The organism is Chlamydia gallinacea 08-1274/3 (genome assembly GCF_000471025.2).
Lineage (GTDB): Bacteria > Chlamydiota > Chlamydiia > Chlamydiales > Chlamydiaceae > Chlamydia > Chlamydia gallinacea.
On sequence record NZ_CP015840.1, the window covers coordinates 643,300 to 668,232 of the forward strand.

Sequence of the window (24,933 nt, forward strand, 5' to 3'; positions counted from 1 at the left end):
CTATTTTTTGTAGACTACACTAGATGACTTTATGGCAAGTAGGTAGTTGCCATGTGTTTGATGCTTCCTTTTTAGTTTAGAATATCATGCGTGCACCGCAGTTGACTAATTGCACGAGAGAAGAAATTCCCGCATCTATAGTATAAGTTCCGTAAAAAGTCCAATAGGGGTTGAAGTACAGTTGAGTGCTGTATTCTCCTCGTACAGAATTGCGTGAAGGAATAACACCGGAAACAGTATTTGTAGCTCCCGAGGCAATGACTTTATAGCGACATACAGGTTTATTTCTGTAGATAACAGGAGAATAAGCACAAGAGAACTTATTATACATAAGGATGTTATAATATAGCATGGCACCTTCAAAGGAGAGTCCTAGAGGAGTTGCTAGGTTTCTATAGGCTGTGGAATCGAACTCTCTAGGGTCATAGTCAAGTTCTGTGAATTGTTTTTGTCGTACTCCTGTATATTCTAGTTCTGAGTAGAAAGAACATCGCATTGTTGAGTTTTGAGAAGGTTCGCGTATATCTAAAGATATACGTAAATCAAATAACCAGCCTAAATCCTCCCAATTTCCTAGATTACGTTCATGAATTGAAGGGTAGTAGGTCGTGGTATCATGTTTCATATAGCCGTAAGTTACTACTCCTTGGAATAAAATAGGACGTAAGGCACGAGAATGCCTATACGGTAGGAAGAAGGATTTTCCTGTATATAAAGTTGCTTGGAAGGAGTGGTCGGAACCTTTATGTCTGTAATTGTTTATACTTTTTTCAGATTTAGCATGTCCAAAGACTTGGCTAAACGCAGCTCCTAAGATAAAGTCAGGATGAGGTTTAGCATCTATAGCTAGGGAGTAACCACGAGCGTGATAAGTAAAGTCCCTTCCATTTGCGTCAGAATTATTTTGAAGGAATGAACCGATTCCGGATAGCCAGAGATTATTATAAGCAGCGTCGTCAAAACGTGCGCTGTTCATCATGTTATTAACAACACCTTGCTTTACAGCAATCAAGGAGTTTTGTGAGCCTAGTATGGAATTGATGTAGAAATAGTTATCACGAGGAATATATACCCAACGACGATATTCTTGGAACTTCCAATTGGCTTGGATTTTACCATTATCTGTGGAATTCAATGTCCATGTTCCAATGTATCCTTTTGCAGGGGAGGTTCCTTTAAGAGTGAGGTCTGAAATATCTACATTTGTACTTGGGAGATTTAATAACACAATTTCTTGATCTTTTCCTAGGGAAGGATTTTGATAGAAAACTCCTTCGGGATCAATCAGGGTAATTGTTCCAGTTAAGTAGATTTTATCTTCTGTCTTAATATCTTCTGAAGGGTTATTTGATTTAGGTAAAGGAGAGGGGAGCTGAGGATTGCTTGGAGTTCGTGATTTTGCAGTCACTTTTGTGCTATAATTACCAATTTTTAGTGTAGGAGCTAGAAAATCGCCATTTTCTGATATCATGCCACTACAATCAATTGTCAAATTATTAATCGAGATGCCTCCTTTGGTGCTTGACTCGGGTTTTTGTGTAGCAAGTACAGACCCCGGGCCCATCACAAGAAGAGATCCTGGCTGCTGATCAAAGGAAATTACATTGAGTTCTGCATTTTTCCCTAGAACTAAAGTTCCATTGTGTAAAACAGTTCTTTGGGGAATAAAGGAACGATTTTCATGTAGCTCTCCAGAAAAGAGGATTGTCCCTGCGTATTGTTGGTTTGTGTTTCCGTTTTCAGTTTTATTAATATCTAACGTAGTATAGTTACTTGTTTGAGATGTACTTGTTCTAATTGCATCATAGAAATTAATCGATTGGTTTTGTGCAGCAGCTAGCGATAGCTGTATTTTTCCTGCTATACTACAGAAAGATGAGGGAGTATCAGTTTGTTGTTTTGTCCCCGAGTTTGCTAGGCAAGCATTGTTTTTAAAGGTAATGCTTCCTTTCAATGCTTTAAGGTTCAACACAGCATCCGAACTACCAGTACCATTAGTAGGCTCTCCAAAAATTGCTGCTCCTAAATTATTCACAGCTGCAGAGTTTGATTTGGTAGGTGTTTGTGCTAATTGTACTTGGTTCCCAAGAAAAAGAACGGAATTATTTGCAACGATATCCGCTTGTTTTGTGAAGTATATAGCACTTCCATCGTTGGCAGAGATATTATTTTCAAATCGCATACCACCATTAGAAGTTAAAGTAGTGGCATAAATAGCTCCGCGATTCTTAGCAACGTTACTTTCAAATATGCATGTTGAAGAATTGTCTAAGGTAATAGTTCCACTAGAACCGTTTCCATTTGAAGACTTGCATGCAATAGCAGATCCGATATCAGCAGAGTTATTCGTGAAGCTTAATGTTTGCTGTGAAAATGTAATGGTTGTAGTAGCAGCAATGGCACCTCCAAAAGTCTCTTGTGTTGTTTGTCCTTGAGCTGAAACAGTAGTAGTTACTGCTTCTGAAGTCGCTGGTGTACAAGAGGCTGAGTTATTGGAAAAATTTACTCCCGAACAATTCTGAATAGTGATTGTAGGGGCATAGATAGCGCCTCCAGCGATTTGTCCTGTAGTTGTTGCTTGTTTAGTGATTGCACTGTTCCCTGTAAAGCTCACGTTTGTTAAGTTTTCTAGTTTTAGGGAGGTTTTCGCATAAATAGCTCCTCCTTGTACATTGGGATCAGTAGTTCCAGAATTACTTGCACTTGTATTTGTATTGTTTGTATTAGAAGCAGTATTTCCTGAAAATACACATTCTTTTTGGATATTAGATAACGTTATAGTTTCTCCATAAATAGCACCGCCACTAATTTCAGTAGGTGAAGGAGACGAGGGACTGCTTGTTCCTGTAGTAGCATAAGTTTCAGCTTTGTTATTGCTGAAAGTAATTCCTTGTGGTAGTTGAGTTAAGGTTAGAGTTTTGGCATATAGAGCACCACCAGAGTACTTAGCTTGATTCCCTGAGAGGGTTGTTGCGCCAACATTTTCTACAGTCAGCGATTCTGTAAAGTATAGTCCTCCTCCTGTTTGAGAAGAATTCCCAGAAATATCTAAGGTATCAATCTGAGAAAGCTTTCCTTGTTTTCCGTAAACACCGCCTCCATTTTCCTGAGCAGTATTATTAGTGATGCTAGTGCTAATCACATAGTTAATTTTAAAATCTGCTGTTTCTTCAGGAGTGACATCAGCTGTTGCTGTTGCCTCAGCTGTTTGTGCGGTATATTTATTACTTGTGATCAATTCAGAGATAGGTATTGTTGCTTTTGGTAAAGAAGAAGCTGATGATGATGTGTCACTAATTGTCTGTGTGCAGAGACCACCACCATTTTTGGCAGAATTTTGATTTATGGTGATAGATTCGAGATTTGTTAAGAGGGCTTTTGTAGTATAAACACCCCCACCATTTTCTGTAGCTGTGTTTGAGGAGATGGTTATTTTACCGAGCACTGGTAAAACTATAGGAGCATTATCTGATTCTGTAGGTGTATTATTGAAAGTAATTGTCAAAGTTTGGGGAATATGAACTCCCCCACCATTCTTCTTAGCACTATTACTATCGAGTAAGAAGTTGGTAAGCCCCGAAAGAGTTAATGATTTGCTATCTGCTAAGCAAATCCCGCCACCGTTTTCCTCTGCTTGATTGCTTTGGACCAGGGTTTGTCCAGTAAGATTAGTAAAATTAACGTCATCTTCACAATATAATCCACCCCCAGATTTTTGGGAGATATTTTTAGCTATTTGTAACCGATGGCAGTCTGAGCATGTATAAGCACCTTTAGCATAAATACCACCGCCACAATCTTTGGCCTGATTACTAATAAAATCGAGACTCGAGGTAATGTTGGATGTCGTAAAGGTTTTTTCAACATACAATCCTCCACCTTTTCCTAATAGAGTTGTTTCAGTTTCTGTCACTTCTTTCTCACTAGCTTCCGTTTTTTGGCTGGAAGTGATAGAGAAGTCGCCTGCTTTATTGGCTCCGAAGCTTACTTTTTCTATGTTAGAAAGGGAAATAGCTCCTAAACAATAAATTCCTCCTCCTCCAGTTTTTCCCGAATTGCCATTGAACTGTACCAGAGTATTCGACGTATTTATAGTTAGGTCTTCTTTGGAGTAAATGCCTCCTCCTTGTTGATCACAAGAATTGCTTTGAAATTTTAGAGTCGCTATGTTGTTGAGGTCTATAGATTTCCCGCTGTAAATAGCCCCTCCAGATCCCGTGGCGGTATTTAGAATAAATAGAGTTTCTCCTGTTCCTTGAGAGATAGCTAACTTATCTAAAGTAAATAGTGCACCTCCCGAACCTTTAATCACATCAACATCAGTAGAAGCATCAGCTGAGGTTGCACTCATGTAAGTAACTAGAGATGCTGCAGCTTTTCCCTGGGGAGGGCTTGTATCAGTTTTTTTAGAATTCTGAATGATTTGATCAATAATACTAGGGAATATCGCATTATTGCTTCTGAAGTTCATGTTTTGGTAGTTACTGATTGTTATTGCATTGGAAGCAAAGATTGCACCACCGTTTCCTGCAGTTTCTGTAGTATATGTAGGAAGTGAGGATGTCGAACCACTGGAATCTGTGCCACTGCTACTTGATGATGAGATGACATGAGGAAGGGGGATTTTTGTAACAACAGATGTTCCACCATTACCGGGGGTTGAAGACGTAGCTGGGGTTAGAGGGATTAAAGGGATAGGAACATTGGCAGAGTTATTGGAAAAATCTATAGTATCTGCAATGTTGGTAATGGTTACTGTGGATGTTGTAAAGATCGCTCCCCCGGCTTGTTGGGATAGGTTGTTTTGGAAGGTAAGATTTTCAAGGCCTTCGAAAGTTACAGGACCTGTGGAATAAACAGCTCCTCCTTGTCCTGTCATTGTAATTTGAGAACAGGTTAATGATCCCGGATTCCCTGTGTTGGTGATGAAGATCATGGGACCACTTTTATCATTATAAAATGCTCCTCCTCCCTTGGCTGTTTGTGTTGTCGTCGTCGTTTGTGTTGTTGAGGAAGAGGAAATTACAGGGAGGAGAGAGAGAGAATTTGGGGTCAGTGAGGAGCCTACATAAGGCAGTAAGACGTTGAATATAGAGTGATAGAGTGGTGTTTGTGCTGTTACTGTCGTCGTCGTTGATGTTGTCAGATTGGAAAATCTTGAGAAGATAACATCCCCAGTAATGGAATAAATATTTCCTGAGTCACTTTCCGTGACTTGAGTGAATTGGCTTCCTGAGCTTCCCCCACTGATGCCAAAATACGTTGAATTCAACTCTTTAGAAATTGGATCGCTAAATACTGTGATAGAAGGGAGTAAGGCAGTAAAAACAGCTGTAGCTGATAGCCACTTCATAGAACAATAACCTACTGAGAACATTCACTGACTAGATCGTTTAGATAAATCAGAAGGGTAAATTAGGCAAGGAGAAAAGGAAAGGAATATTAGAGATAAGCTCCGAGGAGGGGAAGGGTCTCATCTCTAATATTTTTATAACGCCTTCTACATAAGAAGACGAAGATTTGTGTGCAAGAAAAAGTTAGAAACTCAGAGAGAAACCACCAAAGGCATCTCCAGAAATGTTATTTCCTTCACGTTGTGTTGTTGAGATCCCCAGATAGACGGTAGCTAGTTTATATCGCCAAGTAGAGCGGAACTTTAAGTTCATAGCCTCTTGGCCTATGGAGATCCCAGGGGTTTCCCATGTGTATTGATTTAGGATTAACGAAGCCGTGACTAATGGATTTTCTCGATACAGATCTTTAATGTACGCCATGCTAAATTGTGTAAATAGAGAGTAATTCACCCCAAATAAGCGCATTTCTAAAGAGACTCCTGTAGGCAAAGCAAGGTTATTTAGATGTGAAGAGGAGAAATATCGGGGATCGTAACCTGTTTCTATAAAAGGATTTTGTGTAATTATAGTGTACTCAAGATCAATAAAAGGAGTGATTTTTAAACAGCGAATACCTTTAGGATAGGCATAAGATATTCCTGCAGTACCACGAAATCCTTGATTTTTCCAAGAACCTCTTGTGATATCTTTCTTAGAAAATACATGTTTCATGACATGAGATTCTTCTGCGTAGCTTACAGAAGATCTGAGAGATAAGGCTTTCCAGTTCTTGAATGCTGCTATTGTTCCTAAAAGCATATGGGAGTGGCTTTTTCCTGGTCGCGTTTCTTGATGGTAGGAACTTTGGAGTTGGGTAAATGCAGAACAAATCACCGTATTGGGAGAAAGAGGGATTTTTATTCCTAGATTGTAACCAGCATGCATTATAGAAAGGTTCTGGTGTTCAGAATTTTGTTCCATACCAGAAGAAACAGGACCACCAAAGATACATAGATGATTTATGGGGAACAACATATTGTTATTTATGTAATTATCCAGAATAGCATCATCAGCTGAATGCATTCCTGTGAACGTTGTCCATACCGAGGAAGGAATAAGAGTCCCTTGTTTTTCTGGATTAAGAATAAAAGTTCCTGTGGGCAGCCACGTAGCCTTAAGTGTTTTATGTTTTTTAGAGTCTTCTTTAGACCAATAGAACTTCCAACTACCTTGATAGCCGTAGGCATTTTGTTGAACAGCAATCTCTTGAGGGATAAATTCTTCTGTATAGACTCCTTTGTCTGATTTGAAGATAATTTCCATAGTGTAGGGACGAGAAGCTAAATCATGGTTATCGTAGAAAGAATGTTCGGGATCATGAATTTTAGGAGATCCAGATAACTGGATTCCTGAGCCTCCTGTAGCACGTATTTCTGCAGGAAGAGGAGAATTTGTTGTATCCAAGCCCAAGCTGATATTTGAAATAATGATATCTTTTCCTTGGCTATTATAACTGGTTAACATCGATCCAGGAGAGAGATTCAGAACTCCGCCCATTTGTTTAAATTCTTGAACTGCAAGGATAGCTCCATGTTGAATGGACAGGGTCCCATTATTTAAATGCACCGGTTGGTTAAAAATAGAAGTGAAGTTATTTTTATGTTGACGTTCTGGGGAAATCTTCTCTCCTGAGAACACGATTGAACCACATTGGAATATGTTGTCTGTAGAGTTAATATTTACAGGAACAGAACTTGGAGTTGTTGCAAGAATAGGATCATAAAAAATGATGGCTTGATTTTCATTAGCCAGGAAATTGATCTCTATAGGAGATCCTTTTATTGTAATGGCATTGTGCATAACGGTAGTGTTCTTAGGGTTAGTAACGGTATTACCGTAGAAAAGAATATCACCATTTTGTGCATGTAAGTGTAAATTAAGTTGTGAACCACTTAAGTATAGAGCACCTCCTCCCAATTTATTTGCGGAATTATTTGCAAAGATAATTGGTTTAGAGGCAATAAGATGGCACGTTGTTGCTGTAATGGCTCCGCCCCCTCCTGCATTATTTTCACTGAAGAGAGTAATATTCTCGTTTTGCTTTAAGACCACATGTTGCGCATAGATTGCACCCCCCAAGTGGTTCGCCTGGTTGTTAGAAAACACAATGGGAGCGGTGTGCTTATTTATGCTACATGTCCTAGTATAAATAGCACCTCCCGAGTCAGAAGCCGTGTTTTTTACGAAGGTTAAAGTACGTTGATTTTTAGTAAATTCTACTGAACCTTGGCCATTAAAAACCCCTCCCCCCTGCATTGAGGAGTTTTCTTGAAAGAGAATGCTCTGATTGTTATCAAAAAGAATCATCGAGCCTGCGATATTGCTGCTAATGGCACCACCATGACCCGAGTGGACAAAAGAGGGGATGTACTCCGAATGATTTTTAATAAATGCAATTGTTCCCCGTTGCTCATTAAATATAAGCCGATTCGGCTGGTTGCCGGTGAGGAGAATTGCTCCCCCTGCTCCGTGGCTAATGTTATTTTGAAAGAAGATATTTAGGTTTTTAGTAAAAAATATATCTTGTGTAGAGGTAAAAATACCTCCTGCACTATGGTTATTTTCTACATAAAGACCTTTTAAATTTTCAAAAGACACAAGGGATTTAGAGAAAACCCCCGTGCCCAAACCTCCGAGTTGTAAATTTTTGAATTTTAATACAGCTAGAGGGGAGCTAGCAGAAAATATAAGAGAACCTTCTAAGTTACAGAAAGCTCCTCCGGATTTATGAATATCAGATCCTGAAAAATCTCGAAGTACAAATTCTCCACGCAATGTGTAATTTGTTCCTTGTGGGGAGGTGGTAAGCATAGTAAATAATTCTGGGTCTTCACCAGAATGTTCTCCGGATAAGGGAAGGATAACCTCTGCTGTTGCTGATAAGTGAATAATTTGAGCAAGCAAAGAAAAAAGGAGAAATTTTCCAAAAGACATACGCTGCATGTTTCGTAATCCCAGTTATTTCATGGCCTTGAATTAAGAGATCTATAACTTACACTAGGAGGAGAAAATAAATACACGGAAATAAGAAGAGATCTAGGCCTATGTTAATAGTAAGTGGGGAGTTAAAGTCTATAGGTATTTTGTAGTAACAATATCGAGAAATACCTCTAGGTAGAATTTAGCTGTTCTCTCTAGAGGTATGCAGTAGAGGGAAAGAGAAAGAATTAATCTTTACTTTCATTAATCATGGCTTTTGTAAAATCTTGAATTTCTTTGGAAATGTTTTTAGCAAGTAGTTTTGTTTGTTGAGCAAAAGCACGTGTGTGCTGTTTAGAATTTTTTAACAGTGTTTTTCCTTTTTTCGTTCCTGATGTTTTGACTCTCAAGAGTTTTTTTCTTAGTTGTTCCCCACTTTTCGGAGTGAAAAGGCAGGTAAGTACTGTAGCGATGAAGCTACCAAATATGACTCCGCGTAGCCAACGCCAACGTTTGCATGAAGATTTCCTCTTAGATTTGTAGTTCTTCAACATAACTATTTCCCCCTCAAGAATTTAATCTTTTTTATGAAATACACCCCAAAGAATCAGAGCAGCAGCTATCCACTTCATACATCGAAAGATTTTGCTTATACAATTTTTCTCCGAGTTATCATTTTGAAAACATCCTTCAATCTCTTGAGATAGTCGTTGGTTTTTTTTGCGTAACCAATGGCAAATAAGCTTTTTACACAACAGGAGTGGGGCTAAAATCTTGGACTCGAAGCTTAAAATTGTCGTTAGTTTACTTACATTTTTCAGGATTTTATTTAATCTATATAAAAGGCTAATTGTGAAAATACTTGCTGTGATCATACACAGGGAAAATAGTATACAGCAGATAATTAAAGATCCTGAAAGGTAATTATTCATATTGAGTGAATAAACATTTGTTTTTTTTATTATTTTAATTTCACTTACTATTTTCTGTTTATTTTTAAATAAATTAAAGATAATACTTTTAAGTTTTTATAAAAGCATAGAAAACACGCTTGCCTCATAGAATGTAATGAGAGGCAAGCGTTTAAGAATCAGGCATATAAATATAATGTGCTTTATTTTGCTGAAGAGGAAGCTTCTAAAGTCTCCATAGGTTGTTGGGGGAAGACGATTTCTTTTCTCATAAGAAACACCCCAAAGAGGTTGAAACAAAGGAGAAGAGCTCCTGAAATCGACATGACCAGTAGGGCAATGTTTTGGGATAGGAAGCAAAATGAGGGAAGAATAGCAGCTCCGTAAACCATATACATTTTTTCTCCTAAGTTGCCACAGAGAAACTTAGCACATTTTTTCCCCACGAGGAAGTAAGAGATAATTGTTGTATAGCCGGTAACGAAAAAGAAGGTAGGCAAGAAGAATTTTACCAGAGGAAAATACGTAGATAGAGCATGTTCAATAGCCTCGGATGCATTGCTAAACCCTATAGACCAGGATCCAGAAGCAAGTACCATCAACAGACTTAAGGTGCAGATCAAATTATCTACAGCTATGCCAATAATACTTAGTTGCGCTTGAATTCGTGGATCTTTTACTGAGCTTTCACTTTGAATAATGGAATCAAACCCGATACCGATATCTCCAGAATAGGCAGCACGAGAAATTCCTTGATGTATGGTTGTTGCTACTGTGCAACCAGCAAATCCTCCAAGAGCACCGTGTCCTGAAAAAGCTGAGGAAAATACAGAGACAAATAGAGAGGGTAGGTGGTGGAACTCTTTAATAAGTATATAAAGAGCTAAGCTACAATAGACTAGGAGAAAGAAGGGGAGAATGAAGGAACAAATTTTGCCTACGCGTTGTAAGCCTCCTCTTACAGCATAGAGAATGAGAAAAAGTAAGCCAAAGATAGTTAGGAGTTTAGGGAGATTCCAGCAATGAGCTAGGCTGTCTGCAATGACGGAAAATTGGTAAATTTCCACACCATAAATACAGAGAAGTACAGCGACAATGCCCGGAATAAGGCGTGTTCCATAAGCTTTATCTAAGAAATACATGGGGCCCCCTTGGTAGACCCCATCTTTATCTATTTTACGGAACTTAATCCCAAGATAGACTTCAGCATACTTGACTATGGAACCGAAAATTCCTGCTATCCATACCCAAAATAGGGCTCCCGGACCACCAATACATACAGCAGTAGCAATTCCTACCACATTACCAATGCCGATATTTCCACCTGCGGAGGCAAAAAATACTTTTAAAGGATGAACTCCTTGAGATTCTTCAGAAGAAGTGACGGAAGAGTCTTGTGAGTAGTGATGGAAGACCCGACAGAATTGTAAAAATTGTGTAAATTGGGAAAAGCGAGACTTCCAAGAGAACCCCAAACCGAGAAATAGAATCAAGAGAAATGCTATAGAGGACCAGAAAAAGTCGTCAAAAGTTATAAGTAAGGATAGGAAAGTATTCATAACAGTAAAAATGGCTAATAGTACCTCAATTGAGGAAAACACTAAATATTATCTTTATTTTATCTTTTGTTTAGAAGGAAAATAAAGTTTACCCACAAAAATTAGTGTTCCTAAGGAAATAAAAATGTCTGCAAGATTAAATGTGGGAAAGACCCAGTGCTTGTAGCCAATAGAGATAAAATCTATAACATGTTTATAGAATATCATGTCTCCAAGGTTACCTATCGCTCCTGCACAAAGGAGAATAAATGCGAGCCGCAGGGTGGGGGAAATATTTTTTTTAAAAAAGAGGTAAGAAAGAAGAAAGATAATGATTGCTACGCGAATAATAAATAAAAAAGCTTTATATTGTGCAAAGAGCCCAAATGCCGCACCTTCATTGAATGTAGGAGCAATACAAAGGAAAAACTTACCCCAACTATATTGGTATAGTATGGGGTAATTTGTAAGAACATCCTCTTTATGTAGCATAATAGCAAACTTAGTAATCCAATCGATGAGAATGAAGAGAGAGATTAGATAAAAAGTAAGGCGAGAGCGATTAGACATAAAGAGTTAATTCCCGTAAAGCAAACCTTTTTCAAATTGCGTTTGTGCTTTCACAGTCATTGTAGCATAAGGAATAGCCATGAGGCGTGCTAAAGGAATCTCTTCTCCACTGACATCGCAAATGCCGTAAGAAGCCTCTTCAATTTTTTCTAGGGCACGATTAATTTGGCGTAATAACTCATATTCTTTAGTTGTTACTTCTAGACTAATCGTACGATCAAAGGTATCTGTTCCTTGATCGGCCTGGTGTTGAGAATATCCGGTAGCTTCATTAGGTTTTTTTACTTCTTGCGCGTTGCCTTCTAGAGTATGAGAAAGTTTAGACTTCATTTCTAAGAGTCTTTGTTTAAAATTAGCTATTTCGTCCTCAGACAAGGGCATGGTATTTTTCTCCTTAACTTTAAAATGCTACTATTTTTCCATATCCGGAGTTGCAGATAGCAGAACTTCCATTAATTCGCCAACGTCTTTAAATCTCCTGTAGACACAAGCAAATCGAATATAGGCAATCATATCCGCCTTTTTTAGATATTTCATTACTAATTCGCCTATTTCTTTGGTAGAGATTTCCCTATTTTGTTTTCCTAGAAGCTCTGATTTTACATTGGCAGCAATTGCGTGTACTTGATCCTGTCCTATACGGGTATGACTAGAAGCTGCATTAAGTCCATTAATGAGTTTGGACTCTTGAAAATTTTCATATCTACCGTCACGTTTTAACACTTGGAGAGTAAGCTCTACAGTTTCAAAGGTTGTAAATCTCTGTCCGCAATTTAAACATTCACGACGACGTTTAATTGCATTGGCTTCTGGAGAATTTCTTGAATCGATAACTTTTAACTCCCCATGATTGCAAAAAGGACATCGCATGGGAGCTACCTCCTTAGGTTAAGGCAGTCTAAGAAAGCAAAAAACCTTAGGCCAAAATAAACGTATACAATTATAAGTTGCAAATTTTTTTTCTTAATTCATTGAAAACAGGGCGTGCAGCGAGTGGGTCAACGAGAGAAGAAACGCTTTTTTTGCTAAAGGCGTTACTTTATAGGAAGAATGTTTTATTGTAAATCCTAGTTATTTAGGATGGAAGTATGTTTTCTGGGATTGTTCAAGAACTCGGAATTGTGACGGCTCTTCAAGAGAAGCCGGGCCATCAAGGGCTAGTTTTAGGAATCGGTTGCTCTCCTCAATGTCTTTTGGGACTGCAGGCCGGGTATAGCGTAGCCATTGATGGGGTGTGTCTTACTGTCATAGATTATGACCCCTCGGGTAAGATATTTTTTGATATTATTCCTGAAACTCTGGAAAGCACAACTATCGGGGAGTATATCCTGGGAAGAAGAGTAAATATTGAACGCTCTTTAAAATCTGGTGATGAGATTGGAGGCCACATGGTCTCAGGCCATGTTTGCGGGGTGGCGGAGATTATCCGTATAGAAAAGAATCGCTATGATTTTCTAGTTCCCCAGGAGTTATCCTATTATTTATTTTCTAAAGGATTTGTTTCTCTAGATGGAGTGAGTTTGACTGTCTTTGCTATAGAGGACCGTATCATTTCTATTGGGTTGATTCCCGAAACTTTGATGCGAACAACTTTGGGATATAAGCGTGAGGGAGCTAAAGTAAATCTTGAACCCGACATGTCAACGAAAACACAGGTAGATGTCTTACGGCGTCTACATTGTATCTGATTAACAATGTGCTCTATGGATTATACATTATTAGATAGTGGAGAAGGAAAAAAGTTAGAGAGTTTTGGCCCCATCACTCTTATCCGACCTTCCTATGCAGCAATTTGGCCTAAAAGTTTCCCTAATTTATGGGAAGGTGCTAATGCTGAGTATAGGCGGAGAGGGGAAGAGGGAGAGTGGTATTCCCCACGTTCTTCTCTACCTCAAGAATGGCGGATTTCTTTCAAAGGTATTGACTGCACTTTAAAACCAACATCTTTTGGCCATTTAGGTGTGTTTCCAGAGCATAGTGGTTTTTGGCCATGGTTGAAAACGGCAATAGATAGCCATAAAACATGTCGTGTGCTCAATCTTTTTGCTTATACAGGAGCCACCTCTATTTTTGCTGCTCAATGTGGAGCGTATGTGTGCCATGTAGATTCTTCCAGGGCAGCAGTCCGATGGGCGCAGAAGAATGTAGAGAATAACTCACTTCCTGAAAAAAGAATCTTTTGGATAATAGAAGATGTCTTTTCTTTTTTAAAACGAGAAATTCGTAGAAAAAAGAAATATGATGTTCTTTTACTAGATCCCCCGAGCTATGGAAGAGGGACTCAGGGGGAAATTTTTAAAATAGATCGAGATCTTTTTAATTTATTAGTTTTATGTTCCCACATACTTTCCCATCAGTGTTCGTACGTCTTACTTACTTCACATACTCCTGGACATACGCCCGCATTATTGCATAACTTGGTCAAACGTGCTTTGCCTTTAGACTACAGTTTATGGCGAGTAGGAGAAAGTTTTTGTGGTTCTGGAGATCAGGTTTTACCTTCAGGAGTATTTGCTCAATGGAGTTTATAGGGAAAAATAATCTTAAGGTTAAGGAAGCTATAGCATTAAGGAGGAATCATTCTAAAAAGGGGGAGTGGTTCTTATTAGAGGGATTTCGGGAAATTCAGAAAGCTTTGGATGCAGGATATGAATGTTTGCGCATTTTTTGCAGTGAAACTCTTTTAGAAAAAGAACAATCATTCTTTGATGATTTACTCGCGTCTACAGTAGAGAAATTTTATTGTGAGGAGGCGACTTTAGCAAAATTGTCTTATAAAGAACATCCTGATCATTTTGTTGCTGTCATGAGAAAGCGCTGGTGGTCGAAGGAAAGTTTTTTAAACGCAAAGAAAAATTCCACACCATTTTATATCATTATCGAACAGGTAGAAAAACCAGGGAATTTAGGATCTATTTTAAGAATAGCCGACGCGGTGGGCGTTGATGGAGTAATTTTATGTGACTCCGTGGTAGATCTTTATAATCCGAATGTTATCCGCGCTTCTTTGGGCACAGTTTTTTCTCTTCCTCTTTGGCTAGCTCCTTTAGAAAAAGTCTTGCAAATGATTGCCGAAGAGGGGTGGCAGGTATTTGTCACCTCTCCTTATGCACACACGCCGTATTTTTATGAAAATTACCAACAACCTCTAGTGTGTGTGTTTGGTTCAGAAAAAGATGGAGTGTCTACATCGTGGCTGCAAGGTGATTTTACTAAGATTACTCTTCCTATGCAGGGGAAAGTAGATTCTTTAAATTTGTCTACAGCAGTCTCTGCTATTGTGTATGAAATTGTTCGGCAACGCTGGAATTCTTCTCTTTGAAAATTTTTTGTCTTTTCAATCTCCCGATTGGGTATTTGTATTTATTATTTTTCCATTTATAAAAAGGACTAATTAAAATATTTTTACTTTATTGTAAAAATTTTAATTTCCGCATGTCAACTTGATTTTTAATGTTTTTTATGAGATGCTCTCTTTTTCTAAAATGCGGCGAATGCTTGCGACTTTCAAAAGAACGTAATTTTGTTGGTCGGTGAATCCGTGAGAGTGCTAATAACGAAGTTCGATGAAAAGACGTTTCCCCTCGCCATTTTTTATTTTATTTCGTCGCTTAACTGTGGCAATCAGCTTTGGGCAGATCTTGAGCTGGGGATGGTTGGGTCGAATCTTATCTAAGGCTTTTGCTTTTATTGTTAGGATGCGACATAAGTGGGCGTATTCGATGCCCTACCGTTCATCCTCTTTAGTAGTTAGTGTAGGGAATGTCGTCCTTGGAGGTTCTGGGAAAACGCCTACGGTTTTGTGGTTGGCAGAAACTTTGCAAGCACGAGGGTATTCTTGTGCTGTTCTTTCTCGAGGGTACAAAAGTAAATGCAGCCGACAAAAGAAACTGACCCGAGTTGATCCCTCCATACACGATGCCGCTTACGTAGGAGATGAGCCATTACTTTTTGCTAAGAAACTTCCTTCGGGGACAATTTTTGTTCATAAAGATCGTAGGGTGTCTGCGAAGCAGGCAGAGAAGAATTTTGATATTTTAATTTTAGATGACGGCTTCCAAAATCGCAGGCTACACAAAGATCTAGAGCTTGTTGTAGTGAATGGTCAAGATCCTTGGGGAGGAGGAGAATTTTTTCCTAGAGGAAGGTTGCGAGATTCTCTTAAGAGATTAAAGGAAGCAGATTTTATTATTGTGAATGGCCATTGTTCTACTGAGGATCAGCAGCAATTGAATTCTTGGTGTGCACCAAAAATTTATGTTGAACCCCGCATTTCTCAGATAATTTGGGAACCTAGCGGGATAGGTTTGCCTATGCAAGATCTTTGTGGGTTAGCCGTCGGTGTTTTTTGTGGTTTAGGATTTCCTCAAGGATTTCTTGATATGTTAAAGAATGCTGGAGCGAAGATATTGGGAACTTATTTGCTCCCCGATCATGTGGGGATGACAAAAAAAGAATTGCATTATTTTTGTGCCAAAATGGCCATGCGCCAGGCTCAGGGGATATTATATACAGAGAAAGATGGAGAGAAGTTGGGGGCGACTATGTATGAGCCGGGAATGCTTCCTTTAGGGAAAGTGTGTATACAACCTTCCTTTATCGATAGTGAAGAGACAACTCTTTCCTTACTTAATCAAATTGATCAAATATACAATAGTAAGAGGTAACTAGTGAAACTATGGATGAAAATCTTTATAGGATTGTTTGTTGGGGTTACCGTAGGTTTAATTTTACAGGATAAAGCGATTTTTTTTAAGCCTATAGGAGATATTTTTTTAAACCTCTTGAGTATGGTTGTCTATCCTTTAGTATTCTGCTCAATGGTTTTAGGAATTGCCTCTATTAGTGATATGAAAAAATTAGGGCGTATTGGTGTGAAAAGTGTCGCCCTATATTTAGGAACTACATGTTTGGCAATTATCATTGGTTTATGCTTTGCTAAATTTTTTAATCCTGGAGAGGGGTGTGATCTCTCTCAAGGGACATTTGAGGTTTGCGCGGAATCTCCTACAAAAGATAGCGCCTATTTTCTGTCTTTAATTTCTCAGGTATTCCCTTCCAACCCTGTCCGCTCTTTTGTTGAAGGCAATATTTTGCAAATCATTGTTTTTGCCATTTTTTTAGGCATTGCGATGCGCCTAGCTGGGGAGCAAGGACGTGTTGTTTCTAGGGTAATAGAGGGCTTTTCTGAAATCATGTTGTGTATGATTAACATGATTATGACATTTGCCCCCTATGGCGTGGGGGCCAGTATGGCCTGGATTGCGGGAAACCATGGTTTGGTTATTTTGTGGCAGCTAGGGAAGTTTATTATCGCCTACTATTTAGCATGTTTCTTTCATGCAACGATAGTTTTTGGAGGCATTATTCGTTTAGGTTGTCGGAGATCCTTCTCTCAGTTTCTTTCTGCCATGATGGATGCGATTTCCTGTGCCATATCGACTTCAAGTAGTTCTGCAACGCTACCAGTAACCATGCGTTGTGTTTCAAAAAATCTTGGTGTTTCTTCAGAAGTCTCTGGTTTTGTTTTACCCCTAGGCGCTACGGTAAATATGAACGGTACTGCTATCTTTCAGGGCATGGCTGCTGTATTTATAGCACAAGCGTATCACTGCCCTTTGTCTTGGAGTAGCTTGCTACTTATTGTTCTTGCAGCTACTTTTTCTGCTGTAGGTAGTGCTGGGGTTCCTGGAGGAGGTATGATTACTTTGGGATCCGTTTTGGCTTCTGTAGGTCTTCCCATTCAAGGAATAGCTATTTTGGCAGGAATTGATAGGTTGCGAGATATTATAGGGACTCCAATGAACATTCTTGGTGATGCTGTAGTTGCTGTTTATGTTGCTTCTGGAGAGGGAGAGTTGTTAGCTCCTTCAGAAGAAATCACAGGAACAGCAGCGGAGAAAGGAACAGAAGTTGTTTAGAGTGAGTTGTTTTATGTTTGAATTTTGCTTTCCAAAGATAGGAGAAACTTCGTCTGGGGGATTTGTAGTTCGTTGGTTAAAGCAACCGGGGGAATATGTAGCGAAAAATGAGCCTTTGATTGAAGTGTCTACAGATAAAATTGCTACAGAACTATCCTCCCCTCAAGCAGGAAAGCTTGCACGTATTTTAGTAAACGAGGGAGATGAAGTTGAGTCAGGAGAAGTTTTAGCTTTAATAGATATAGAAGCTTGTGTTAGGGAAAAGACTACTGAAATCGATACTCTCACTCCTTCTGAAAAGAAATTAGAAGACTCTGCGTGGTTATCTCCTGCAGTATTAAGTTTAGCACGCCGGGAAGGGATTACTATGCAGCAACTGCAAGGAATCGTAGGAACAGGTAGTGGAGGGCGCATTACTCGAAAAGATGTCGAGGCCTATATTTGTGAAATGCGCGATCTTTCTTGTACTAAGTCTGCTACGAATGTTAATGAAAATCGTATTCCCATGTCTCCACTAAGGAGGGCTATAGCCTCTTCTCTATCTAAGTCTTCGGACGAGGTCCCTCATGCTTCTCTTGTTGTTGATGTTGATGTCACAGATTTAATGAATTTGATTGCTGAGGAGAGGGATCGTTTTTTTGCTGCTCATGGTGTAAAGTTGACTATTACAAGCTTTATTATCCAATGTTTAGCTAAAGCTCTGGAGCAATTTCCCCTTCTTAATGGTTCTCTAGATGGGGATACGATTGTTGTGAAGAAATCCATTAATGTTGGGGTTGCTGTTAATTTAAATAAAGAGGGTGTTGTTGTTCCCGTTATTTGTAATTGCCAAGAGCGCGGCCTAGTCAGTATTGCAAAAGCCTTGGCGGATCTTTCGACACGAGCTCGGGCAAATAAGTTAGATTCTTCGGAAACACAAGATGGCAGTGTTACAGTAACAAATTTTGGCATGACAGGTGCGTTAATAGGTATGCCGATTATTCGTTATCCTGAAGTTGCCATTTTAGGTATTGGTACAATACAAAAACGTGTTGTGGTACGAGATGATGATTCTTTAATGATTAGAAAAATGGTTTACGTCACTCTTACTTTCGATCATCGTGTATTGGACGGCATTTATGGTAGTGAGTTTTTAACGTCATTGAAAAATCGGTTAGAGTCTGTTACCATGAGCTAGTGCACTATGATTTTAAGGTATTGGGATGGGTTTCCCTGGAATAGCCATCGATTTGTGTCGAGATATTGTTCATAAGCAACAAGAAACTCTCCAACGTTTTTTTGAAGCTTTTCAATGCGAGGATACCTGGGTATTTGCTCAAAAAATATTGCAACATCGCGGAGCTATCTTTTTCTCTGGTGTAGGGAAAAGTGGTTGTGTCGCAAGGAAAATTGTGGCTACACTACAATCTTGTGGAGAAAGGGCTTTTTTCTTTTCTTCTGGGGATCTTTTACATGGAGACTTAGGAGTCATTCATTCCGGAGATATTGTCTGTTTATTCTCTAAAAGTGGGGAAACCCAAGAACTTTTAAAAGGAATTCCCCATTTAAAAGAACGAGGGGTATTTTTAGTAGCTGTTACCTCCTCAGCTTATTCGAATTTATCCATTCTTTGCGATCACACAGTTATACTTCCTACGATTGAAGAATTAGATCCTTTTAACCTCATCCCCACAACATCTACTGTATGTCAGATGCTCTTTGGAGATCTCCTGGCGATAACTTTATTGCGTAGTCGAGGAATTTCTCTTTCTGATTATGGTAAGAATCATCCTAGTGGTCAAATTGGATTGAAGGCAGGTGGAAAAATTCGGGATTATATGTTTCCTAAAACTGAAGTACCTTTTTGTTTCCCGGAGGACACCGTAGGTAGTTCTTTGGATACTTTCTCTTCTTATGGATGTGGGTGTGTTTGTGTTGTGAACCATCAATTTGAAATTCTTGGAGTGTTTACAGATGGTGATTTGCGAAGAGAGTTAACTCGTTTTGGAGGGGAGATTTTATTGCAGAAACTAGAAGATGTGATGACACGGAACCCCAAGGTTATCAGTGAGGATGCTGACGTGATTTATGGCTTACAGATGATGGAAATGGGGAACCCCGTAACAATTCTTCCTGTTGTAGACGCTCAGGAGCAGAAACACGTCGTGGGATTGCTGCATATGCATACTTTAGCAAAAGCAGGACTGATCTAAAAAATATCGGAAGAGAGAGTAAGCCGGATTCTGTCTACAAAGGGGCCTGAGCCGCTTTGTGGGCAACCATTCATCTAGGGGATATATTACTATACCCCTCAAGCGATTATGAAAAAGCTTGTGGAAAAAATTCTTTCCACTACGCAGAAACAAAAACTTTTTCTCTTGCTTCAGATAGGGTTTGCATGTCTATTAAGTCACCTTAATAGCTCCTACTCCTTAAGTAGGAATTTTCAGCCTGTCTATAAAACTAAATTTTATAGCGGAGTGTTTTCTGTTGCACTTTCCGTAGTCTTACGACTCCTGGACTTTCTCCAGTATCTTTTCTTATGAAGTCCAGACTTTCCTCTATCCATTGACTTCCTAATAGAATTATTAGGAAATATAAATAGCGGTTGCCTTTCTCTTCCGATGAACTTATTTTAAACAGCAGAGCGACGTCGTCGACGTTTTACTACTGAGGAGTCATCAGAAACAAGAGTTTCTGGTTCTCGCCAATATAAAACTCGAGAACAATGTTCACAAAAAATTAAACGGTCTTTTTTACGCACTAAATTTTCATGTTGGGGAGTTAATACAATATGACATCCACTACACACACGGTTTTCAATAGGTACGATAACACGATCTTTTTTATTATTCAGTAGGCGCTCGTAAATGAGAAACATTTCGGGATCAGTGACTTCTTTTAGTGCGCTGCGTTGTTTTAATAACGCCTGCCCTTCTTCATTGATTTTTTTTATGCTTTCACAAATTTCTTTTTCAATAGCCAGGCTACTACTTTCTGTGGAAGCAAGACTTTCCTTTAGTGAGACGATGAGATCCTCACTACCAGCTTGTTTATCCATGAGATCACTGAGCTGATGCTCTAAGGCTCGGCGCTCTTTATTCGCTGCTGTCATTTCTTGAGTAAGAGCATTAAACTCATCCATTTTTTTTACAGCAGCTTGTTGGTTTTCTAATTTATTAATTTGCTCGGAAATCTCTTGAATTCGATTTTCACCCTGCTTAATTTGATTTTTCAAATTTTCCATCTCTAATTCTTTTTCACGAACCTTGTGGCGAATATCGGCTTTTAGAGATTGGACTTTAGTTAATTCTTTTTGATGTTCTTTTTTGACTCGTGTCAAGCGAATCATTTTAATATCTAGCTCTTGAATGGCTAAAATATTTTGAAGGGCTTCATGCATGAAAATTATTCCTTGCTTGTGCTTAGTGACTCTTAAAAGCGCGAATGAAAAATCACGAAATTTAAGAACGAATACATCTAAAGAAGAAAATGAGTTTACCTTTTTTTTGGCAAGAAGTAAAGAACGTTTTTTTCTAAGAAAATTCTTTATAATGCAATAGGTTGATGTAAAACCATTTATAGTATTGTCTCCCTCTTTTATCTTCCTATCTGGTAGACGTATTGTCTACTTATATATGGATTGGCTTTCCCATATGTTCATATGTTAGGAGAAGATTTTTTGCGCAAGTTTTGTTATTGAGGCGTGGCTGGAGGAGAAATCTGTGTGGTGTGTATGGAAGAAAAAGGATCCTGTAAGATGATGAGTAATTGGTGTGTTCTTGCGTTTGGATATTTTAGTGCAACAGCTTGAATAGCTTCAATAAGAGCTTGTTTACATAGATCTTGGCAATGTGTTGGCTGTAGTAGGTTCGGATGGGCTGCATTGAGTTCATAGACAGAGGAAAATAGGGGTAGGGTGATTATAGAGAAGTTATGTTCTAGAGCCTTATCGATGCATTTTTCATAGGCAATCAGAGCGCGATCATAATAATAATTCCTCATTTTATCTGGGTGGTATTTACTGAAATCTTTTGTTGTAGGACCTCGAACGTGTCCTAAATGTGTCGGCATGTGTTGTTGTACAGAGGAGGTTAAGCCCGGAGTCGTGTGTAAAGTTATTGGGCAGGAGCGCACTTCAGTGGGTTTAAAGGGTATTATATCTTGAGAATCATCAATATACTGACATTGGTACCATTCAAAAGTTTTGTGACAATCAATGAAAGTAGAGAAAAACGCCCGTGCTTGGTTTGTTTCCGTGGAGATCATTCCCTTACTATCGTTGCTTACAGCATTAAATGCGATTCCTTGAAGAGGCGTGTCGGATTTATGATTTTTGGGAATAGCTAGTAGTGGCAGTTGGAAAGGTACGTTCGGATCTTTCTGGATTATAAGTTTTATTCCAGGATTAGTTTTATTGTGATAATAAGAAACCGCGCATGCAGAAAGTAAATCAAAAGTTAGTCCTATTTTTTGTGAAGGGTGCTCTCGAAAGTATAGACTTAACGATTCCTTCCAGTTCCCATCAGGAGTTTTTGTTAAGTGCTTATATGCAATCACGGCAACAGTTGCAAATAGTACTGAAGCTATGAGTAAGCTAAGGAAGACGGGAGACCCTAATATGAGAGCTAATGTTATTCCTGTAACTCCTATGCCCAGGGCTAAGAAGGAAAGAACAGAGCAAGTCACGGTGATTTGTATTCTGTTTCGTTTTTGCAAGGCAAGTTCTTCTGGAGAGAATGTCTCTGTATTGCTTTGAGCTGGACTTGTAGTTTGTCTGGGTGAAACTGGCTTAACCATAACAATAAAACTTTGTTTTATAATTTTTTCATTAATTTAATTATATCATTTCAGAAAACTAAGTAAGACATTAATTTAAAAAATTAATAAAATTGTGTTGTTCGATATTATTTTAAATCTAATTTTATAGAGCTTCTGGGGGATAAAACCCCTGAGTGAAATAGGTTTTTTGCAGCTGTAGGGTGATGAGTTTTCTTAAAAACAGATAGATAGGGATTAAAAGTGGGAGAAGTAGGAGAACCAAAGGGCCGAGGCAGAAACTAGTAGTAATTATGCCCACGCTAAAGATGAATAATATGGGGAGCGCCATAACAGAATAGCAAAGAAAAGCTAGAAAGTGCTTCCGAGTAGGAGAATCCTTAGCCAATAACATATTAGGAACATCCTGATAATGAGGAGTTGGCTGAGGAGAAAGTGGATTCAAAACTACAACGTAACCGGCTAACTACTAAAAATAACTAATATTTTATTGGCTACAGCATTTTTCCAACAAGGGATTTTCTTTAAATATTCGGTAGAAGGTTAGCTTTAATATTAGAAGTTTTTTGAAATTCTTTTAGGGTGATGGGGCCTAGACACCAGTACATTTTTTGAGGAAGGCAGGGGAATAATTGAGCATAGGCGCGAACTCCCGAGGGACTCGTAAAAATGATGTGCTTATAGGGGGTAAAACAAGACGGACGGGGAGAGAGGGGCTTGACCGTATAGTGGGGGTAGGAAACAAACTGTTTATTTTCTTTAATTAAAAAGTCAGTAATTACAGGACGCGAAAGAGATGAATGTGGGTACAGGATGCGTGCAGTATGGGGGAGAGAAGCTACAAGAGGAAGGATACCTTCTCCTGTCTCTGTTGCAGCAAGAGAATAGCGTGCTTGAGGAAGGAAATGAAGAAGACGTTTTGCTGTAACTTTCCCTACGCATAGATAATGCAGGTTGTTTAGGTAGCGTTGTTTTCTCATAGTAGCAAAGAAAAGAGATGTTGAAGAGGGGCTAGTCAATATAGCGTGTGAGGAGTACTTTACGTATTGGATAGCTCGACGTATTTGGGGGGAGCTTTTCGCATAGGGGACAATTTTTATCACGGGGATGTGGTCAGCAGAGTAGTGTTTTGCTGTGTGTGAGTTCAGTCCTAGGTAGGCTATTTTTCCACAGAGTTTGTCTATTTGTGGATTCATGGAATCTCCTTAATTGAGACGGAGGTTAGCAGTCTATTCTATTTATTTGAAATTATGTGTTTTTATTTTTGTTTTGTTAGGTGAGGAGCAGATTGACATTTTTCGATATGCTAGCTAGGATGTCTTTTTAGATCTGGGCCTTTTTTTAAAGGAAAAGGGCAAGAGTCCCCGGTAGATTTAGGGCGCGGAAATGCATTTAATTTTTTCCGTTCAGTTGTTGTAGGGTTCCGTAATGGCATCATTATTACATAAGTTTTTAGAGAACACTAAGGAACATAGTCAAGACCTTGCTACTGCTGCTTATTTAGCTGCTTTAGATCATTTGATGCACTCTTTTCCTTCTATAGGGAGGGGCATTATTAATGAACTTAAGAGCCAGCGCTCTTGTTTAAAAATGATTGCCTCTGAAAATTATTCCTCATTATCTGTACAGCTGGCTATGGGGAATTTATTGACGGATAAGTATTGTGAAGGTAGTCCTTTTAAACGGTTCTACTCTTGTTGTGAAAATATAGATGCGATTGAGTGGGAATGCGCAGAAACAGCTAAGGAGTTATTTGGAGCAGACAGTGCGTTTGTGCAACCCCATTCCGGGTCAGATGCCAATTTATTGGCTATGATGGCGGTTATTACTCATAAGATACAAGGCCCTGCGGTTCAGCGTTTAGGCTATAAGAGCATTAATGATCTTACAGAAGCTGAGTATACAGAACTAAAAAAGGAAATAGGCTCTCACGTATGCTTGGGGCCTTCATTAAATTCCGGGGGGCATCTCACACACGGCACGGTGCGTTTAAATGTTATGTCGAAATTGATGCGCTGTTTACCGTACGAGGTAAATCGTAAGACAGAGCGTTTTGACTATGCGGAAATTGCTCGTTTAGTACGCATGTATAAACCAACGATTTTAATTGCTGGTTATTCCTCTTATTCTCGGAGATTGAATTTTTCTACTTTGAAGCAGATAGCTGATGATAGTGGAGCTATCTTATGGGTAGACATGGCCCATTTTGCGGGACTAGTTGCTGGTGGAGTATTTGTTGAAGAAGAAAATCCTATTCCTTTCGCAGATATTATTACGACAACAACGCATAAAACATTACGCGGACCTCGGGGAGGTATCGTATTAGCGTCCAAAGAATATGAAGAGATGCTAAATCGTGCGTGTCCCTTAATGATGGGAGGTCCTTTGCCTCATATGATTGCAGCCAAGGCTGTTGCATTGAAGGAAGCGTTAACAGTAGATTTTAAAAAATACGCTCATCAAGTTGTTGATAATGCGCGTGTATTAGCTGAACATTTGCAAAAGCAAGGTTTGCGAATTCTTACTGGAGGTACAGATAATCACATGATGATTATTGATTTACGTTCTCTTGGCATTTCCGGGAGGTTAGCTGAAAACGTTTTAAGCTCTTTAGGTATTGCTGTGAATCGTAATACTATACCATCAGATAGTGTTGGAAAATGGGAAACTTCAGGTATACGTTTAGGAACAGCAGCTTTAACTACTCTTGGTATGGGAAGTAGTGAGATGGAAGAAGTTGCAAATATTATTGTGAAAGTATTGCGAAATATTACTTTGAGACGTAATGCTGATAGTAGTTTGAGTAAAAATGAAGGGGAGCTACCAGATACTATTGCTCAAGAAGCTAGAGAGCGAGTTGCTAACTTGTTAGCGCGTTTTCCTCTATATCCTGAGATTGATCTGGAAGCTTTAGTTTAGCTGG

19 protein-coding genes and 1 other RNA gene are annotated in these 24,933 nt (G+C 38.9%); 8 read left to right on the top strand and 12 right to left on the bottom strand.

Annotation, left to right across the window (positions count from 1 at the left end; genetic code table 11):
• Window positions 1–76: 76 nt before the first annotated feature.
• The 7 genes from M787_RS02955 to nrdR form a co-directional block, all read right to left on the bottom strand.
• The gene (locus M787_RS02955) at window positions 77–5,353 is read right to left on the bottom strand and encodes an autotransporter domain-containing protein (RefSeq protein WP_021828083.1); all 5,277 of its coding nucleotides are present in this window, start codon (window positions 5,351–5,353) and stop codon (window positions 77–79) included.
• A 184-nt stretch (window positions 5,354–5,537) separates the two neighbouring features.
• Complete coding sequence (locus M787_RS02960; protein WP_021828084.1) at window positions 5,538–8,336, bottom strand: polymorphic outer membrane protein middle domain-containing protein; 2,799 nt, start codon at window positions 8,334–8,336, stop codon at window positions 5,538–5,540.
• 224 nt (window positions 8,337–8,560) lie between these two features.
• The gene (locus M787_RS02965) at window positions 8,561–8,866 is read right to left on the bottom strand and encodes a YtxH domain-containing protein (protein WP_021828085.1); all 306 of its coding nucleotides are present in this window, start codon (window positions 8,864–8,866) and stop codon (window positions 8,561–8,563) included.
• Between the two features lie 560 nt (window positions 8,867–9,426).
• Window positions 9,427–10,782 carry an amino acid carrier protein gene (locus M787_RS02975; RefSeq protein WP_021828086.1) on the bottom strand — a complete coding sequence of 452 codons (1,356 nt, stop codon included), beginning with the start codon at window positions 10,780–10,782 and terminating at the stop codon, window positions 9,427–9,429.
• Between the two features lie 54 nt (window positions 10,783–10,836).
• Window positions 10,837–11,331 (bottom strand): signal peptidase II, encoded by a 495-nt coding sequence (lspA, locus tag M787_RS02980; RefSeq protein ID WP_021828087.1) that lies wholly within the window; start codon window positions 11,329–11,331, stop codon window positions 10,837–10,839.
• A gap of 6 nt (window positions 11,332–11,337) precedes the next feature.
• A complete protein-coding gene (locus tag M787_RS02985) occupies window positions 11,338–11,712 on the bottom strand; it encodes a TraR/DksA family transcriptional regulator (protein WP_021828088.1) in 375 nt (124 codons plus the stop codon).
• A 30-nt stretch (window positions 11,713–11,742) separates the two neighbouring features.
• Window positions 11,743–12,201, bottom strand: a complete 459-nt coding sequence (gene nrdR, locus M787_RS02990) for a transcriptional regulator NrdR (RefSeq protein WP_021828089.1) — start codon at window positions 12,199–12,201, stop codon at window positions 11,743–11,745.
• Window positions 12,202–12,419: 218 nt separating this feature from the next.
• Between nrdR and M787_RS02995 the strand changes: the two genes are divergently transcribed.
• The 7 genes from M787_RS02995 to M787_RS03025 all read left to right on the top strand — a co-directional run bounded on the left by M787_RS02995 (window position 12,420) and on the right by M787_RS03025 (window position 19,444).
• Window positions 12,420–13,019, top strand: a complete 600-nt coding sequence (locus tag M787_RS02995) for a riboflavin synthase (protein ID WP_021828090.1) — start codon at window positions 12,420–12,422, stop codon at window positions 13,017–13,019.
• A gap of 15 nt (window positions 13,020–13,034) precedes the next feature.
• On the top strand, window positions 13,035–13,862 hold the full coding sequence (locus M787_RS03000) for an RsmD family RNA methyltransferase (RefSeq protein WP_021828091.1): 828 nt from the start codon (window positions 13,035–13,037) through the stop codon (window positions 13,860–13,862).
• On the top strand, window positions 13,850–14,653 hold the full coding sequence (locus tag M787_RS03005; protein ID WP_021828092.1) for a TrmH family RNA methyltransferase: 804 nt from the start codon (window positions 13,850–13,852) through the stop codon (window positions 14,651–14,653). The genes M787_RS03000 and M787_RS03005 overlap by 13 nt, the downstream gene beginning before the upstream one ends.
• Before the next feature lie 244 nt (window positions 14,654–14,897).
• Entirely contained in the window at window positions 14,898–15,998 is a 1,101-nt protein-coding gene (gene lpxK / locus M787_RS03010) for a tetraacyldisaccharide 4'-kinase (RefSeq protein WP_021828093.1), read from the top strand.
• Window positions 15,999–16,001: 3 nt separating this feature from the next.
• Window positions 16,002–17,252, top strand: a complete 1,251-nt coding sequence (locus M787_RS03015) for a dicarboxylate/amino acid:cation symporter (protein ID WP_021828094.1) — start codon at window positions 16,002–16,004, stop codon at window positions 17,250–17,252.
• A gap of 13 nt (window positions 17,253–17,265) precedes the next feature.
• Window positions 17,266–18,429, top strand: a complete 1,164-nt coding sequence (locus M787_RS03020) for a dihydrolipoamide acetyltransferase family protein (RefSeq protein ID WP_021828095.1) — start codon at window positions 17,266–17,268, stop codon at window positions 18,427–18,429.
• Between the two features lie 25 nt (window positions 18,430–18,454).
• Window positions 18,455–19,444: a KpsF/GutQ family sugar-phosphate isomerase gene (locus M787_RS03025; RefSeq protein ID WP_021828096.1), complete on the top strand. Its 990-nt coding sequence runs from the start codon at window positions 18,455–18,457 to the stop codon at window positions 19,442–19,444.
• 3 nt (window positions 19,445–19,447) lie between these two features.
• On the opposite strand, the gene rnpB is transcribed toward M787_RS03025, so the two are convergent.
• The 5 genes from rnpB to M787_RS03050 form a co-directional block, all read right to left on the bottom strand.
• An RNA gene (rnpB, locus tag M787_RS03030) (RNase P RNA component class A) lies at window positions 19,448–19,855 on the bottom strand.
• 11 nt (window positions 19,856–19,866) lie between these two features.
• Window positions 19,867–20,634 carry a zinc ribbon domain regulatory protein CdsZ gene (gene cdsZ, locus M787_RS03035; protein WP_021828097.1) on the bottom strand — a complete coding sequence of 256 codons (768 nt, stop codon included), beginning with the start codon at window positions 20,632–20,634 and terminating at the stop codon, window positions 19,867–19,869.
• A 293-nt stretch (window positions 20,635–20,927) separates the two neighbouring features.
• On the bottom strand, window positions 20,928–22,031 hold the full coding sequence (locus M787_RS03040) for an EI24 domain-containing protein (RefSeq protein WP_021828098.1): 1,104 nt from the start codon (window positions 22,029–22,031) through the stop codon (window positions 20,928–20,930).
• Window positions 22,032–22,155: 124 nt separating this feature from the next.
• On the bottom strand, window positions 22,156–22,455 hold the full coding sequence (locus tag M787_RS03045) for a hypothetical protein (protein WP_148660155.1): 300 nt from the start codon (window positions 22,453–22,455) through the stop codon (window positions 22,156–22,158).
• A gap of 79 nt (window positions 22,456–22,534) precedes the next feature.
• The gene (locus tag M787_RS03050; RefSeq protein ID WP_021828099.1) at window positions 22,535–23,206 is read right to left on the bottom strand and encodes a uroporphyrinogen-III synthase; all 672 of its coding nucleotides are present in this window, start codon (window positions 23,204–23,206) and stop codon (window positions 22,535–22,537) included.
• 232 nt (window positions 23,207–23,438) lie between these two features.
• On the opposite strand from M787_RS03050, the gene M787_RS03055 reads away from it, so the two are divergent.
• Window positions 23,439–24,929, top strand: coding sequence for a glycine hydroxymethyltransferase (locus M787_RS03055; RefSeq protein WP_021828100.1), 1,491 nt, complete (start codon window positions 23,439–23,441; stop codon window positions 24,927–24,929).
• Window positions 24,930–24,933: the final 4 nt, after the last annotated feature.